At 63.5% G+C, this 14,957-nt stretch carries 15 protein-coding genes and 1 tRNA gene; 7 read left to right on the top strand and 9 right to left on the bottom strand.

The genetic code is table 11. The features are described 5' to 3' along the window. Positions 1–49: 49 nt before the first annotated feature. A complete protein-coding gene (aceE, locus tag AB0I57_RS17290) occupies positions 50–2,941 on the bottom strand; it encodes a pyruvate dehydrogenase (acetyl-transferring), homodimeric type (protein WP_358337776.1) in 2,892 nt (963 codons plus the stop codon). Positions 2,942–3,374: 433 nt separating this feature from the next. Between aceE and AB0I57_RS17285 the strand changes: the two genes are divergently transcribed. The 3 genes from AB0I57_RS17285 (at position 3,375) to AB0I57_RS17275 (ending at position 4,409) form a co-directional block, all read left to right on the top strand. Beyond that, a complete protein-coding gene (locus tag AB0I57_RS17285) occupies positions 3,375–3,800 on the top strand; it encodes a DUF3052 domain-containing protein (protein WP_358337773.1) in 426 nt (141 codons plus the stop codon). 38 nt (positions 3,801–3,838) lie between these two features. Further along, positions 3,839–4,303, top strand: coding sequence for a peroxiredoxin (locus AB0I57_RS17280; RefSeq protein ID WP_358337770.1), 465 nt, complete (start codon positions 3,839–3,841; stop codon positions 4,301–4,303). Positions 4,304–4,334: 31 nt separating this feature from the next. Then, positions 4,335–4,409: transfer RNA gene (locus AB0I57_RS17275), tRNA-Val, on the top strand. 95 nt (positions 4,410–4,504) lie between these two features. On the opposite strand, the gene AB0I57_RS17270 is transcribed toward AB0I57_RS17275, so the two are convergent. Next, a complete protein-coding gene (locus tag AB0I57_RS17270) occupies positions 4,505–4,891 on the bottom strand; it encodes a tyrosine-type recombinase/integrase (RefSeq protein WP_358337767.1) in 387 nt (128 codons plus the stop codon). A gap of 1,041 nt (positions 4,892–5,932) precedes the next feature. Between AB0I57_RS17270 and AB0I57_RS17265 the strand changes: the two genes are divergently transcribed. Beyond that, positions 5,933–6,106: a hypothetical protein gene (locus AB0I57_RS17265; protein WP_358337764.1), complete on the top strand. Its 174-nt coding sequence runs from the start codon at positions 5,933–5,935 to the stop codon at positions 6,104–6,106. Between the two features lie 33 nt (positions 6,107–6,139). Here AB0I57_RS17265 and AB0I57_RS17260 read toward each other — a convergent pair whose 3' ends face one another. Beyond that, a complete protein-coding gene (locus tag AB0I57_RS17260) occupies positions 6,140–6,316 on the bottom strand; it encodes a hypothetical protein (protein WP_358337762.1) in 177 nt (58 codons plus the stop codon). Between the two features lie 347 nt (positions 6,317–6,663). Here AB0I57_RS17260 and AB0I57_RS17255 point away from each other — a divergent pair, with 347 nt between their 5' ends. Beyond that, a complete protein-coding gene (locus AB0I57_RS17255) occupies positions 6,664–7,647 on the top strand; it encodes a cobalamin biosynthesis protein (RefSeq protein ID WP_358337760.1) in 984 nt (327 codons plus the stop codon). On the opposite strand, the gene AB0I57_RS17250 is transcribed toward AB0I57_RS17255, so the two are convergent. From AB0I57_RS17250 to AB0I57_RS17225, 6 genes are all read right to left on the bottom strand, one after another. Beyond that, positions 7,588–8,469: an SURF1 family protein gene (locus AB0I57_RS17250; RefSeq protein ID WP_358337757.1), complete on the bottom strand. Its 882-nt coding sequence runs from the start codon at positions 8,467–8,469 to the stop codon at positions 7,588–7,590. The two genes, AB0I57_RS17255 and AB0I57_RS17250, sit on opposite strands and share 60 nt — an antisense overlap. Before the next feature lie 124 nt (positions 8,470–8,593). Continuing rightward, a complete protein-coding gene (locus AB0I57_RS17245) occupies positions 8,594–9,547 on the bottom strand; it encodes a CobW family GTP-binding protein (RefSeq protein ID WP_358337754.1) in 954 nt (317 codons plus the stop codon). Between the two features lie 71 nt (positions 9,548–9,618). Then, the gene (gene gntH, locus AB0I57_RS17240) at positions 9,619–10,941 is read right to left on the bottom strand and encodes a guanitoxin biosynthesis MBL fold metallo-hydrolase GntH (RefSeq protein ID WP_358337751.1); all 1,323 of its coding nucleotides are present in this window, start codon (positions 10,939–10,941) and stop codon (positions 9,619–9,621) included. A 125-nt stretch (positions 10,942–11,066) separates the two neighbouring features. Next, positions 11,067–11,381, bottom strand: coding sequence for a ribbon-helix-helix protein, CopG family (locus AB0I57_RS17235; protein ID WP_358337748.1), 315 nt, complete (start codon positions 11,379–11,381; stop codon positions 11,067–11,069). A 115-nt stretch (positions 11,382–11,496) separates the two neighbouring features. Further along, complete coding sequence (locus AB0I57_RS17230; RefSeq protein WP_358337745.1) at positions 11,497–11,982, bottom strand: low molecular weight protein-tyrosine-phosphatase; 486 nt, start codon at positions 11,980–11,982, stop codon at positions 11,497–11,499. Further along, positions 11,969–12,670, bottom strand: a complete 702-nt coding sequence (locus AB0I57_RS17225; RefSeq protein WP_358337742.1) for an HAD-IA family hydrolase — start codon at positions 12,668–12,670, stop codon at positions 11,969–11,971. Before AB0I57_RS17225 ends, AB0I57_RS17230 begins: the two co-directional genes overlap by 14 nt. A gap of 35 nt (positions 12,671–12,705) precedes the next feature. On the opposite strand from AB0I57_RS17225, the gene cobC reads away from it, so the two are divergent. Both cobC and AB0I57_RS17215 read left to right on the top strand, forming a co-directional pair. Beyond that, entirely contained in the window at positions 12,706–13,731 is a 1,026-nt protein-coding gene (cobC, locus tag AB0I57_RS17220; protein WP_358338312.1) for an Rv2231c family pyridoxal phosphate-dependent protein CobC, read from the top strand. Next, positions 13,732–14,940 (top strand): Nif3-like dinuclear metal center hexameric protein, encoded by a 1,209-nt coding sequence (locus tag AB0I57_RS17215; protein WP_358337739.1) that lies wholly within the window; start codon positions 13,732–13,734, stop codon positions 14,938–14,940. It begins immediately after the preceding gene. The last annotated feature ends 17 nt before the right edge of the window (positions 14,941–14,957 follow it).

Here is a 14,957-nt window from a genome sequence, read left to right as displayed (position 1 = left end):
CCTTTGTGTCCGTCGGACACACGAGCGAGGTGGGCGAGAAGATCCGACGTTATGCGCTTCCTGTGTCGGCGTAGGACACGGCGGCGGCGCTGATGTCGTCGATGCGGTACCTGTCGGCGGCTTGGACGGCCTTGGCTCTGTCGAGGGCGCCTTGCTCGGCGAGGGCGGCCAGGACAGCGACGACGATCGATTCCGCGTCGACGTTGAAGTACCGGCGCGCGGCCGGGCGTGTGTCGGAGAAGCCGAAGCCGTCGGTGCCGAGGGTCGTGTACGACCCGGGCACCCACTGGCGGATCTGGTCCGGCACGGCGCGCATCCAGTCCGACGCGGCGACGAACGGACCTGCCGCATCGGAGAGGGCCTTGGTGACATACGGAACCGGGGCGTCGGTACCAGGGTCGCGCAGGGCGAGTCTCTCGCATTCGACGCCGTCGCGGCGCAGTTCACCCCAGGAAGTCACCGACCATACGTCGGCCGCGACGCCCCACTCGTCGGCGAGAATCTTCTGGGCCCTCAAGCCCTCGGGCATCGCGACGCCGGACACGAGGATCTGCGCGGCGAGCGCGGAATCGGCGGAGCGTCCGTTGGTGCCGGCGACGGACGCCTCGGACTTCTTGAACAGGTAAATGCCCTTCAACAGACCTTCGACGTTCAAGTTGTCCGGTTCCGGGGGCTGGGAGTAGGGCTCGTTGTACAGGGTGATGTAGTAGAAGATGTTCTCTCCACCGAACCCCGGCTCCATATTGCCGTCGGCGTCGATGGTTCCGCCGTACATTCGCCGTAGCCCGTCCTTGACGATATGCGCGATCTCGTACGAGAACGCTGGGTCGTAGGCGACGACCGCGGGGTTCGTCGAAGCAAGTAGCAGCGAATGCCCGTCCGCGTGTTGCAGGCCTTCTCCGGTGAGGGTGGTCCGGCCGGCGGTGGCGCCCAGGACGAAGCCGCGAGCCATCTGATCGGCGGCCGCCCAGAAGCCGTCGCCGGTTCGCTGGAATCCGAACATCGAATAGAAGATGTACAGCGGGATCATCGGCTCGCCGTGGGTGGCGTAGGAGGTGCCGACTGCGGTGAAGGAAGCGGTCGAGCCGGCCTCGTTGATGCCCTCGTGCAGGATCTGGCCGTGCTCGGATTCTTTGTAGGCAAGCATCAGATCCGCGTCCACGGCCGTGTACAGCTGCCCGTTGGGGTTGTAGATCTTGAGCGACGGGAACCAGGAGTCCATTCCGAAGGTGCGAGCCTCGTCCGGGATGATCGGGACGATCCGCTTTCCGATCTTCTTGTCTCGCAACAACTCCTTCATGATCCGCACCAGCGCCATCGTGGTGGCGACCTGCTGCTTTCCCGAACCCTTCCGCACTGCGGCGTAAGCCTTGTCCGGCGGCATCGGTAGCGGGGCCGCACTGGTTCGCCGCTCCGGCAGGAAGCCGCCGAGGGCGCGGCGACGGTCGAGCATGTACTGAATTTCAGGCGCGTCCATGCCTGGGTGGTAGTACGGCGGCAGCTTCGGGTCCTTCTCGAGTTCGGCGTCGGAGATCGGAATTCGCTGCAGATCGCGGAAGCTCTTCAGATCATCGAGGGTGAGCTTCTTCATCTGATGTGTGGCGTTGCGCCCCTCGAAGTGCTTACCCAGCGAGTAGCCCTTGATGGTGTGCGCCAGGATGACCGTCGGCTGACCCTTGTGTGCGGTCGCTGCCGCATATGCGGCGTAGATCTTGCGGTAGTCGTGCCCGCCGCGTTTGAGGTTCCAGATGTCGCGATCCGACAGGTTCGCCACCAACTCCTTCGTTCTCGGGTCTCGGCCGAAGAAGTGCTCGCGCACGAACGCGCCGTCGTTTGCCTTGTAGGTCTGGTAGTCCCCGTCGGGGGTGACGTTCATCAGGTTGACCAGGGCACCGTCCCGGTCAGCGTGCAACAACTTGTCCCACTCGCGGCCCCAGACGACCTTGATCACATTCCAGCCCGCGCCGCGGAAGAACGACTCGAGTTCCTGGATGATCTTGCCGTTGCCTCGGACAGGGCCGTCCAGGCGTTGCAAGTTGCAGTTCACCACGAACGTCAGGTTGTCCAGGCCCTCGGTTGCGGCGACGTGGGCCAGGCCCCGGGACTCGGGCTCGTCCATCTCGCCGTCCCCCAAGAACGCCCACACGTGTTGATCGGAGGTGTCCTTGATGCCGCGGTCGTGCAGGTAGTGGTTGAACCTTGCCTGATAGATCGCGTTCATCGGGCCCAAGCCCATCGACACCGTTGGGAACTCCCAGAAGTCTGGCAGCAGGCGAGGGTGCGGATACGACGGCAGTCCACCGCCCTTGTCCGCATGCGAGGCTTCCTGCCGGAAGCCGTCCATCTGTTCTGCGGGGATCCGCCCCTCCAGGAACGCGCGCGCATAGATGCCGGGGGAGGCGTGGCCCTGAATGAAGATCTGATCCCCGCCACCGGGGTGGTCCTTGCCGCGAAAGAAGTGGTTGAACCCCACCTCGTACAGGGCGGCTGACGAGGCGTAGGTAGAGATATGGCCGCCGACGCTGACACCCGGACGTTGTGCGCGGGTCACCATGATCGCCGCGTTCCACCGGATGAACGCCCGGTACCGCCGTTCGACCTCCTCGTCGCCGGGGAACCACGGCTCGCTCTCCGTCGGGATGGTGTTCACATAGTCCGTGGATGTCAGAGCCGGCAACGCGACATGCTTCTCCCCAGCCCGCTCGAGCATCCTCAGCATCAGATACCGGGCGCGAGTGGGCCCGGACCGATCGAGCAGTCCGTCGAACGATTCCAGCCACTCCGAGGTCTCATCTGGATCGATATCCGGCAGATACGACGCAACACCCTCGCGAATGACGCGAACGCGGCCCTCGGCACCGGGGTTGGCAGGCTGGCCCGCTCGAACGCCGTGGGCGGTCTTCTCGGATTTAGACGCGGGTGCCTCGGTCAGGTCTGACAACGTTGCTCCTCATTCTGTGGTGGAACGCGCGGGTGGCGTCCTCTCCTGCGATCGCGGCCGTTTGGGCCCGACCCTTGTCCTGATGAATACGACGCCGATCGATGATTGGTCCGTCGCGTCCTTCATCTTTCCCCATTGCTGCCCAGTCAGCACGCCTTCACAGGGTTACTGTTCGGTAGCGTTTTCGCAGATAGTGGCCCGAAAGGTTGAGTTCGGGGGAGACCAGCTCGGCGGCGAGATTCAGACAGCCCGTCCCACGTCCTGACGCCGCCGTCGTAGGCTCTGTCAATGACATTGTTTGACCAAATTCTGGAGAATATTCGCGTGCCCAGCTTGCGCGAACGCGCTCGAGCATGTTCGCTTTCTTTTGATTGAACTTCATCCGGCAGGTGTTCGAGCACTCGAACACCGTCAACCAAAGGAGGACCCCACCGTGGTCGCCGCGGCGGACGCCCAAAACTTCGCTCAGAAACTCGGTATCACCGCCGACATGGCGGTTCAGGAACTGGGCTGGGACGAGGACACCGACGACAATCTGCGCGCGGCAGTCGAGGACGCTATCGGTGGAGAACTTCTGGACGAGGATTCCGACGAGGTGATCGATGTCGTGCTGTTGTGGTGGCGCGACGAAGATGGGGATCTGGTCGATGCCCTCATGGACGCTATCGGCCCACTGTCCGACGAGGGGTTCGTGTGGGTCCTCACGCCCAAGACTGGTCAGGTCGGACACGTGGAGCCCAGCGAGATCGCAGAGTCCGCGCCCACGGCCGGCCTCACCCAGACCTCCGCGGCGAATCTCGGGAACTGGACGGGAAGCCGTCTGGTTCAGCCGAAATCTCATCCCGCGAACAAGCGCTGAATTCGTCACCCTCAAACCAAGTCAGCTAAGGACACGTCATGCCGCTCGAGGTGGGGGACGTTGCCCCCGATTTCACCCTCAAGGACCAGAACAACCAGGAAGTCACACTTTCCGACTACCGCGGAAAGAAGAACGTCTTGCTCGTGTTCTATCCGCTCGCGTTCACCGGAACCTGCCAGGGTGAACTCTGCAGGGTTCGGGACCAACTGCCGAAGTTCGAAAACGACGAAACAGCCATTCTCGCGCTCTCCGTCGGTGCGTCGCCGACTCACAAGATCTGGTCAGCGGAGCAGGGGTACACCTTCCCGCTGCTCGCGGACTTCTGGCCGCACGGTGCGGTCGCGCAGGCATACGGCGTCTTCAACGAGAAGCTGGGTTTCGCAAACCGCGGCACCTTTGTGATCGACAAGGGTGGTGTCATCCGGTTCGCCGAGATGAATGGCCCGGGAGAGCCCCGTGACCAGGGGCTTTGGGAGAATGCGCTTGCCGCGCTAGAGTCCTGATGCGCACACGGCGAGTATTCGCCGTGTGTAAGGGCGTGTAGCTCAGTGGTAGAGCTCTGGTTTTACACACCAGCGGTCGGGGGTTCGAAACCCTCCGCGCCCACCAAGGTGCTTGCAGGTCAACGCCGGTCATCCCCGGCGTGAGCGATTCGCATCCTCTCGGCAGTCCGCAACCAGTCCGCAGTACGAAACCGGCGAGGGTCATGCCGCGCTCTGCCTTCCTTCACTCCCTGCGGACTGGTCCGCACCGGTGACCGCCGCGTCGAGCAACGAATGCGTGCGGTTCGTCTCGCTCGCGAACAAGTGCCCGTAGAGGTCGGCCGTCAACGTCAGCGAGTGGTGCCCCATCCACGCCTGCACCTGCTTCGGCGGGACTCCGTTGGTCAGGCAGATGCTCGCGAAGCTGTGCCGGAGGCTGTGGAGGGTCACCGCGTCGTCTACCCCAGCGAGGTCGGCCGCAGGGCCGAGGACCCGCTTGGCGAAGTTGCTCCGGCGTAGCTTGGCCTCAACGACAACACCGCGCCCGTGTTGAGCGTGGGTCCCATCCGCTAGACGTTGCAGCGGCAAGAAGCCCGATAGGAGCTTCACAGATACCCCGCGCTGAACAGCTCCGGCCCAACTTCTTCTATTGTCAGTAATAGGCTAGACGGTCGCCAGAATCAGTAGAATTCCCATTGGAAATACAGCGCAAAGCACATAGGCGCGCATTCCAGCGCTGCTTTCCACCAGGAACGACTGAACGAACTTCTCGCCTGGCGGCCATCTGCCCATGATGGCGTAAAAAATTGTCGCGGCAGCTAATATGCAGCCCACAAGAAACAAGGCGTTTGGTTTGGATTCCCAGGAACTGGCAAGCACTACCGTCGCGACTGTCAAACGAACAATGTCCAACTTCAAGCTGTTCCAGTGGCCAAAAAACTTCTTTCCGAAAGCTGGCCTAATCAGAATCGCAACTCCGATGATGATTGCAAATAGTCCAAAGATTCCGATTGCAACTGAAATAAGTTGGATGCCTTACCCCTTCGTTAGGGTTTCCCGGTGTCGCCCTCGCCTACGCACTCCAAGTGTGTCAGGTAACCATCGTCTTCATGCTGTTGATCAGCATACAGCCAGGGGCAGTGCGCGGAATCTTCTGCACCTGTTTGGCCGAAGTCGCCTGACCCCTTGAACTGGTCCACAAGGTCTGTACCCCGGTCGTGTGTCAAGCCGCATCAGTTAGACCACCAATCGGGCCCTCAGCGGAGTTGAGGAAACGGGTGACATCTCAACGGCGCGATCCAGCGCACCCCCGCACTGCGTGTCTCACGCTCACTGCACAAATGCGGCGGTGGTGCAACCGAACTTGAGAAAGTGCAGTCAAACTTCAGAACCTACACGCGTGCCCACATTTTGCCCACAGTTACAGATAAATGGTGTGAACTACTGTGATGTGTTTTCGCACTTCGACGACCCGTTAGGGGTATGACCAGCGGCTAGGATCGCCTTTACACACCAGCGGTCGGGGGTTCGAAACCCTCCGCGCCCACTCGAATCCGAAGCTCGTCTTTGTGTATTCGCATGCCGGTGCTTCCGGTCCGGCCGCGGTGTCGGACCCGTCCGTCGCCCGGAATTCGCCGTATATTCGTGTCCATGCCCACGTACAAGGTGACGCTGCGCAACGGGACATCATCCGACAGGACCTTCGAATCCGACTTCCAAGCGGTCAATGAGACGCACAGACCCCATTCCGAATCGGGAGCCGGCATCGTGAAGATCGACCGCTACGAGGAAGACGGAAGTCAGTCCGACGTTTGGTCCGTGTGAGGGCCAGTTCGTAAGAGTTGCATCTGGCAGCTCTCAGGTGGACAAGCCGCGACGATCGAGTTCGGACTCGAGTTCCCGGATCTTGCGGGTGACACCACCGACCGTGTCGCAGCCGTAGTCGTTCGCGATCGATTCCCCGAGCAGTGCGCGCTGCTCGCTCAGAGCGATGATCAATTCGTCGTCGCCGAGATTCGCCGTGTCGATGTCCATACCTCAATCGTGCCAGGCGATTTGCGTGAAACAGACATCTTTCGTCCCGACTGTCACCTGAGAACGGGAAACCCGCCCGGCCGTGAAAGGTGTGTTGAGTCAGCACCAGAGATGAGGGCGGGGCGGGATCCTGAGTCGCCCTGCATGGGGGGAAACGAGGCGACGCTTCCATGGTAGGCGCAGAGAAGAGAAGTTGAAGAAATTCTTGGCTTACTATCAGGTTTCGGCACTCCTACTATCAGGATTCGACACTCTCGACCACGAGAATCGCTGGGTGTGCCATCAACCTCACGCTGTGCCGGACCTCCCTTCGCACGGAGTGCCACACCTGTTGATACAAATGGCGTGTGTATCGACTTGCCCGTCATGGCACTGCGCGCGCCGCCGGTCTATTGCTCGGCTACATCGCTGACCGCGCACTGGCCGACCCTGCCCGATGGCATCCTGTGTCCGGATTCGGTCGCACGGCGATGGCATTGGAGAGGGTGACGTACCGCGATTCCCGGTTGTTCGGACTCGTGCACACGGGAGTGCTGATCGGTGGAGCGGCCGGTCTGGGGGTGGCGATGGACCGTGCGGTTCGCAGGAGTGGATGGGCCGGAGAAGCTGTCGGGACCGCCGTGGCGACCTGGGTCGTCCTCGGTGGAACGTCATTGCGGCGGACCGGGGACGCGATGGCGCGGCGCCTGGAGGCTGATGATCTCACCGCCGCCCGTGCCTTGCTGCCGTCACTGTGTGGGCGCGATCCCAGCGCCCTCGATGCCGCCGGCTTGACACGGGCCTCTCTGGAGTCAGTCGCCGAGAACACCTCCGACGCAGCGGTGGGGGCGCTCGTGTGGGGCGCATTGGCCGGCACCCCTGGCCTGTTCGTCTACCGAGCGTCCAACACTCTCGACGCGATGGTCGGCTACCGCTCGTCGAGGTATCGGAACTTCGGTTGGTCGGCGGCGCGCTGGGACGACATCGTCAACCTGCTTCCTGCCCGCTTGACGGGCGCATTGACTGTTGCCGCCGCCCCCACGGTCGGTGGATCGAGGAACGAAGCGTGGGAAGCGTTGCGGCGGGACGCGGCTGAGCACCCCAGCCCGAATGCAGGTGTGGCGGAGGCGAGCGCAGCGGGTGCGTTGGGAATATCGCTCGGAGGGCGCACCGAGTATGCGCATGGGGTGGAAATGCGGCCTCGCCTCGGTTCCGGGCGCTCACCTGAACTCGCGGACCTCGACCGTGCCGTCCACCTCTCCGCGGCAGTACAAAGCGGTGCGGCGCTCGTATCAGCGACTCTTGCCGTAACGGTCGGCCATCTTGATTTCCGTCGTCGTTCTCGGCGCTGATTCGGCCGGCTTGGTCTTCGTGAAAGGCCTCTTCCGTGCGATGGGCGCGAGGACGGGGTCGTCGGCGTCAGAGGGTTTCGCCCGCTTCTCCCTGCGGCGTTCGAGCAATTCCGCCCGGATGAAGTACGCCAGCCCCAGCGGTGCCATGATTCCGAACGCCAGCCACTGGAGCCCGTACGACAGGTATGGGCCCGCATCGAGTTGAGGGAGCGGAATCGTGCCCAGGCCACCGGGTTGATCCGGTTCCAGTTGGACGTACGCGTCTACCAGGTCGGTGCCGATGAAGCTACCGATCTGATCGGCATCGATGGTGTAGACCTGACGTTGCCCGTCCTCGAAGATCGGTTCCTTGCCGGCAACGGTGCCTTCCGACTGGCGAAGACGGCCGTCGAGTGTCACCTGTCCCACCGGTGGCGCGCCTACCGGCGGTGCCTCCGTTCCCTGGACCGGCCGGACGTAGCCTCGGTTGACCAGGATGGTGCTGCCGCTCGAGAGCCGCAGCGGGGTGAGGACTTCATACGCGGGTTGCCCTTCGAACGATCGCAGTCGAACCAGGAGGTCGCTGTTCTGGACGTACTCTCCGGTGGCTGTGACTCGCCGCCATTCGTCGCCCTGGTCCACCGCAGCCCCGGAAAGCAGGCTCTCCACCGGGACCGGATCGGCGTCGACGGAATCGGCGATCAGCTGGTTGCGCTGTTCCGTGGACGTATTCTTGCCGAGTTGCCAGGGGGCTAGTACGTAGAAACACATGAAGGCAAATCCGGCGACCACCAAGATCAATACCAACCATCCGGGCCGCAGCAGAAATTTCAGCCTTTGCACGCCTACACGGTAGCCGCTAGTGGGCAGGATCCCAGATCGTGGGTTGCCCATCACACCCCCGGGACGGGTGCACCAGCAGAGCAATCCGGCAGCCACGGCCGATCTCTTCCGCCTAGTCCGGGCCTCAATCCGCCCGTGCTGAACTCTTGGTGAGGCACGTGTCGAAGAGGCGGGCGAGGTGTCCTTTGTCTATGTGCCGACCAATGGCAACGATCTCGCTGGTTGTGGACTGTGGCCCGTGGCCGAGATCGAGTGGGGTGAGGTCGCAGCGCCTGCCTACGATCTGGAGCGCATGAGCTTGGCTGGAGTCCGCGATGAAGACGATGCCCTTGCAGCGGTATACCGAGGCAGGTAGCTCACGCTTGACCATTCTTTGCAGGGAATCGGCGGAAAATGTACTCTCTGCGCGGTAACTCCACCGCTCGAACGAGGTGCCGGCAAGACAGTCTGCTTCGCTGGAGGGTGGTGGAACCCGAGTGGGGTCGAAGCGTCCCGCCCCCAGGAGAACCTCGAGTGGCGCATCACCGTGGGCGGTCTCGACGATGCGAATTCGCTTCATGTGCAGATCGATCCAGTCTTTGATCACTGCGACGTGAGCGGGCGTGACGAGATCTGTCTTGTTGAGAACAACCAGGTCGGCGAAGGCAACCTGACGTAGTTTCAGCGCGCTGAGCTGATCGTCGTCACCGTCACGGAAGATGCCCTCGGCGTCGATGAGGCAGATGATGCTGTCGATGCGCAACGACTCGGCGTAGCGGGCATCGAGGAACGTCATCACGATGCCGGCAGGATCGGCGACTCCACTGGCTTCGAGGATGACGTGGTCGACGGCGTCGGTTCGGGCGAGAAGTTCCTCGATCGATGCGACGAGGTCGTCACGGATCTCGCAGCAGACACATCCGTTGGTCAAGCTGATCGTGTTCTCTTCGACACTCTGCACTAGCGCGGCGTCGATGTTGATCGCTCCGAAGTCGTTGACCAGCACACCGATACGCAGCCCGTGGTCGCCGCTGAGAACCCGATTCAGCAGCGTCGTCTTGCCTGCACCGAGGAACCCGGTGAGCAAGGTGATCGGCACTCGATCTCGGCCCGGCATCACTGACGGGCGGATTCCAGGCGCAGGCGCAAGGGGAGGAGGTTCGGGCGCGCTCAAGGCTTGCGCCAGTCGGGGTCGACCGAGATGCCTCGCTGGGCGAGCATCTCACGGGGGTTGATCGTGACGCCTGGCCACGTCTGCGTCGGCGTGCGGTACACGTCCTGCGGATAGTACGACGACGGATCGATTTCGAGATCCCGCACGAACTGCTCTTGCTGGTTTTCCCGGGGGTTGCGGGGAGTGGGGAAGTCGATGGAGTCCGGAAGTGGGTCGCCAGGCTTGACGAACCAGCGCGGGTCCATCGAAGCGGGTGCCGCCCCATCGGAGATCACTGCTTGTCGTGACCAGATGGCATCTTTGGTGATGTTGATCACGTTGAGGTCCAGGCCGAACATGAACAGACCGTCCCAATGGGTGCGAATCTCAGCGACCGACTCGGCCATCAGCTGATCGTCGCTCCACTCGAAGTGGCAAATCGCGCCCATGCGGGGCTGCGCCTGCGCGAACATGTACCCGGCCGCGTAGTACGGCGTGTGGTAGATGTCCATCGTGTACTCCCACAACTTCGCCGGAGCACCGACCTTCAAGCCGGTCAGCCAGGGCGTGTCGATGGTGCCTTCGGTGACGAACAGGTCGGCTCCACGGCCGTACTCGACCGACAACTCGTCGGGGCGGCCGTCGCCTGTCCAGACGAACGAGAGCCCGGCGTCTTCCCAATCCAGCCGGTAGGCAGACGCACCATCCTTCACGTGTGAGCGTGGCCAGTGCCGTACCACCACGCCGTCGTGCTGGTAACAGATGCCGTTGCGTTCGGTCCAGTCGAACTCGTGTACTTCGATCTCGAATCCATCCCCGATGGGGCAGGAGTCGAAGTTCTCTTCGTGCCAGCGATTCATCTTGCGCATGTTCTCGACCATCGCTGTGGTACCCAACTCGCGGGTCCGCCCGGACGGGCCATACACCCGCAGTGCTTCGAAGCCGCCCGAGAAGGCGCGGAACGGGTACATGTAGGGCAGGTCCGCGAAATGGTCCGCATGCAGGTGGCTGATGAAGATGTCGTTGATCAGCGCAGGCGGAACCTGTAGTGCGATCGCATGTCCCACGCTGCCATTGCCCAGGTCGAAGAAGAACCGGCGCGGTTGGGACGTGCCGTTTCCCAGTTCGACCAACATCGACGTCCCCTTTTGCAGCGCATTGGGTGGCCACGGGGAACTGCCCAGGAACGTCACGCGCATCTCATGATTCGGGAGGATCTCCGTGCCCGGCAAGAACATGTTTCGGTTTGTGATGGCCGGCCACGGACGGTAGTAGTCCGGCAAGCTGATTCCTCCGCCCGCTCGGCCTCCGTAGGGATTCGGTGCATCGTTCGACGACATTCTCGACCCCCTGCCCGGGATGTACTGTCAAATCGATCCAACCACGCCGAACCCACGTAGATCAGCTACTTGGTCCAAAGGGGGTAGGGGGCGCGCACCCAGTCCGGGCGGCGCCCCCTGCGGGGTCAGGGCAGCAGGTTCACATAGAGGGTGATCGCCTCGCGCATGACCTCAGAAGGCTTTCTCCCCGTCTCTTCGGCGAGCCTGTCGACCTTGTCGCTGATGTCGCGCGGGAGCCGCACCTGTCTTCGCGGGGAGTCCCCGGGCGTGTCCGGGTCGAGACCCGGCTGGCCGATGCCAAGGGCCTTAGCGAGCGTCTTGCGGGCGGCCTTCTGGGCGGCTTCGCCGTAAAGTGCGGTCGGCCCGGGCTCGGGGATCTCCATCTCCTCAATCTGGCGAGCGTACTCCCAGTAGTATTCCTCGTCGATCTCCTCGTTCATCTCCTCTTTCCTGTTCGGTTCCGTTGTAGGCAGGCAGAAGGGAACCTCTCTGATCTCTCCTGGCTCTCACCAGGGGAGACCTACCGGTAGCTTCCCGGCAACGGGTGAGAATCGGCTACCGGCCGCGCACCCAATCGAGTAGTCCGGGAACCGCAGCCTCGATCTGGCGGCGGACCCTGTCGAAGTCCTCTAGGTCGCCGTAGAAGGGGTCTGCCACGGAAGAGGTATCCGCGTCCGGGTCGAAGCTGCGCAGCAGCCGGCGTCGCCCGTCCGGAACGCCCATCCGGGAGAGCTCGCGGTCGTGGTTCGCGGCCAAAGCCACCACCAGTTCCGCGCCGAGATGGTAAGGCCCGACCGCTGTAGCAGTGTGATCCGTCGGGTAGCCGTGCAGGTTCAAGATCTCGACGGCGCGGGCGTCGGCCGCACTGCCGACGTGAAAGCGGTGGGTTCCGGCGCTGCTCACCGTGACGCGGTCGAGTGCGGCGCGGCGCAGGTGTTCCGCGAAGATCTTCTCGGCCATGGGGGAGCGGCAGATGTTCCCGGTGCACACGAAAGTTACGTGCAGCGCGGGCTGCGAGGACGAACGATCAAGCGTTGTCATCGAGCATCCTCCCGAGGTCCGCGACGGTTCGTGCGCAAGTATGTGCGAGATCGGCCTCGGCCGGGCGTCCATATCCCCATTCGACGAACACCGTTGGAATGCCCCAATGTGCGGCACCCCGCACGTCGTGGTCGCGGTCGCCGATCATCAGGACGTCGCCGGTGGCGCCCTCGACCGCAGTGACACCGAGGTTCTTCAGCGAGTGCTCGATCACGTCGGACTTGGCCCGGCGAACACCGTCGTCGCTGGAGCCGCCGATGAACTCGAAGTAGTGCGCGAGCCCGAAGTGTTCGAGGATACGAACAGCGAAACGTTCGGATTTCGATGTGGCTACGGCGAGCCGCCTACCGCTTTGGCTGGTACGCGCGAGCATCTCTTCGATTCCGGTGAAGGGAGAGTTCTCGGCCCAGCCGATGCTGTCGTAGCGCTCCAGGTATGCCGCGACTGCCCGCTGTACGAGGTGTTCCTCGAGCCCCAGTGATCGGAATGTGTCGATCATCGGCGGACCGACGACGTTGCCGATCATCTCGTCGGTTGGTTCCGGTTGTCCTATCGTCGCAAGCGCGTGCCGGAACCCGGCATGGATTCCGGGTGCGGAGTCGGTGAGTGTGCCATCGAGATCGAACAGCAGGATCGGGGCAGACAGAGCCGAACGGGTGAGGGCTTGTGAGGTGGAGAGAGGTGCCACCTGATCATTGTCCCCTAGGGTCGAAAGACGTGGACATGCGCGCCGGTAGCCGGGAGAGCTTGCGTCATCACGGGGACGCGGATGTAGGACCCGGCCTCCTCGATTTCGCCGTGAACGTTCAGGGTGACGGACCACCGGAATGGTTGCGCCAGCGCCTCGCCGATGCGCTGCCACGTCTCGGTTCCTACCCCACGGTTGCTGCCGATCTCGCTGCCCGGTCTGCTGTGGCATCCCGGCACGGCCGGATTCCCGAGGAAGTGCTGCTACTCGCGGGTGGGGCCGAGGGGTTCTCCCTTCTACCGCGGCTCGGAGCACGTGAGGCTGCGGTGATCCATCCGTCGTTCACCGAACCTGAATGGGTGCTGCGGGAGGCTCATGTGCCGGTCACCCAGGTGCTGCTCGAAGATCCGTATCGCCTCGGCTCCGCGTCCGTTCCCGAGTCCGCCGATCTGGTGGTGATCGGCAATCCGACCAATCCGACGTCGATGCTGCACCCGGCAGAGGAGATTCTGGCGTTGCGACGACCGGGCCGGATAGTCGTGGTCGACGAGGCGTTCGCCGACGCCGTGCCGGGAGAGCTCGAGTCGCTGGCGGGCCGTTCGCTACCGGATGTCCTGGTGCTGCGCAGCCTCACCAAGACGTGGGCGCTCGCAGGGTTGCGCTGCGGGTACGCGCTCGGCTCGCCCGAGATTCTCGATCGACTGCAGGTTGGCCGGGCACACTGGCCGTTGGGAAGCCTGCAGGTGGAGGCGATCGCCGCGTGCAGTGCCCCGGACGCCGTTGCCGCAGCTCGAGATCACGCAGTCGTCCTCGGTGGCTGGCGTGACTACATGGTTCGGCGGTTGAGCGAGATCGGCGTCGCGGTACATCTGCCTGCTGCCGCGCCATTTCTGCTGCTAAGTTTTCCTGACGGTGAACTGATGCGTCGGCATCTTCGTGACCGGGGAATTGCCGTACGGCGTTGTGACACGTTCCCTGGCCTCGGTCCGGACTCGCTCCGGGTGGCGGTGCGTCCTCGTCAGCAGACCGACGCCTTGATCGACGCGATGAAGGAGATCTGAGTGAGTTCGGTTCGTCTGGCCGATGTAGTCGCGGCGCTCGACACCGCATATCCGCCCGCCATAGCCGAATCCTGGGACTCGGTCGGTCTTGTGTGCGGCGACCCGCAGGACGAGGTCACGAAGGTGATGGTTGCGGTGGATCCGACAAGCGCGGTGGTCGACGAGGCCATCGACGCCGAAGCCGACCTGCTCCTCGTCCACCACCCGTTGTTGCTGCGCGGAGTCGACACGGTCGGAGCCCACACGCCGAAGGGCGCGTTGGTGCACAGGCTGATCAAAGCGGGGTGTGCCCTGTTCACGGCCCACACCAACGCCGATTCCGCGGACCCTGGGGTATCCGACGCACTGGCGGCGGCCCTCGGACTGGTCGTGACCGGGCCGATCGAGGCGCAGCCAGGCAGGGACCTCGACAAATGGGCGGTCTTGGTTCCCGTCGACGATGTGGACAAGGTGCGGTCCGCGATGTTTGCGGCGGGGGCCGGGTACGTCGGAAACTACCGCGACTGCAGTTGGTCAGTCACCGGGCAGGGCCAGTTCTTACCGACCGACAGCGCGAACCCACGGCTCGGCGCGGTCGGCGCGCTCGAGAGTTACGAGGAGTGCCGGCTGGAGGTGATCGCGCCACGAGGCATCCGGGAGAAGGTTCTCGCCGCCGTGCGCGCCGCCCATCCGTTCGAGGAGGTTGCATTCGACGTGATGGAGATGGCGACATTCCCCGGTCCACGAGGCCTTGGGAGGGTGGGGGAACTGCCGGAGCCTTTGTCGCTGCGCGACTTCACGACTCGAGTGGCGGATGCGCTTCCCGCCACGGCAACGGGCGTGCGAGCCGCCGGCGACCCCGAGGCCACTGTCCGCACAGTCGCGGTCTGCGGGGGCTCGGGGGACGGGCTGCTCGGCGCCGTTTCCAGGCTCGGAGTCGACGCGTACGTAACCGCCGATCTGCGTCACCATCCCGCCGACGAGCACCTGCGCGCCGGCGGACCGGCGTTGATCGATGTCGCGCACTGGGCGAGTGAGCAGCCATGGTGTGGCCAGGCCAAGAGCGTGCTGGACACCGCATTCGCGCAGACGGAGCAATGGCAGGTGCGGCTGTCGTCCGTCCGAACTGATCCGTGGTCGCTGCGCGCGTCGTCTCAGCCCGGTGCCGCCGGAAGTGGCCGCACGCGGGGTACGGTTGATCACTCAGCCATCTGCACGGAAAACCGCTAACAGAAGACAGCAGGAGT

This window comes from Rhodococcus sp. NPDC049939 (genome assembly GCF_040656415.1).
Classification (GTDB): Bacteria; Actinomycetota; Actinomycetes; order Mycobacteriales; family Mycobacteriaceae; genus Rhodococcus_F.
This window is presented reverse-complemented; position numbering and strand designations above follow the sequence as displayed.

Excerpts from the sequence above, each read along its gene's own strand:
- cobC (WP_358338312.1), top strand. The coding sequence starts at position 12,706 with ATGCGCGCCGGTAGCCGGGAGAGCTTGCGTCATCACGGGGACGCGGAT.
- AB0I57_RS17265 (WP_358337764.1), top strand. The coding sequence starts at position 5,933 with ATGCCCACGTACAAGGTGACGCTGCGCAACGGGACATCATCCGACAGG.
- gntH (WP_358337751.1), bottom strand. The coding sequence starts at position 10,941 with ATGTCGTCGAACGATGCACCGAATCCCTACGGAGGCCGAGCGGGCGGA.
- AB0I57_RS17230 (WP_358337745.1), bottom strand. The coding sequence starts at position 11,982 with ATGACAACGCTTGATCGTTCGTCCTCGCAGCCCGCGCTGCACGTAACT.
- AB0I57_RS17235 (WP_358337748.1), bottom strand. The coding sequence starts at position 11,381 with ATGAACGAGGAGATCGACGAGGAATACTACTGGGAGTACGCTCGCCAG.
- AB0I57_RS17280 (WP_358337770.1), top strand. The coding sequence starts at position 3,839 with ATGCCGCTCGAGGTGGGGGACGTTGCCCCCGATTTCACCCTCAAGGAC.
- AB0I57_RS17260 (WP_358337762.1), bottom strand. The coding sequence starts at position 6,316 with ATGGACATCGACACGGCGAATCTCGGCGACGACGAATTGATCATCGCT.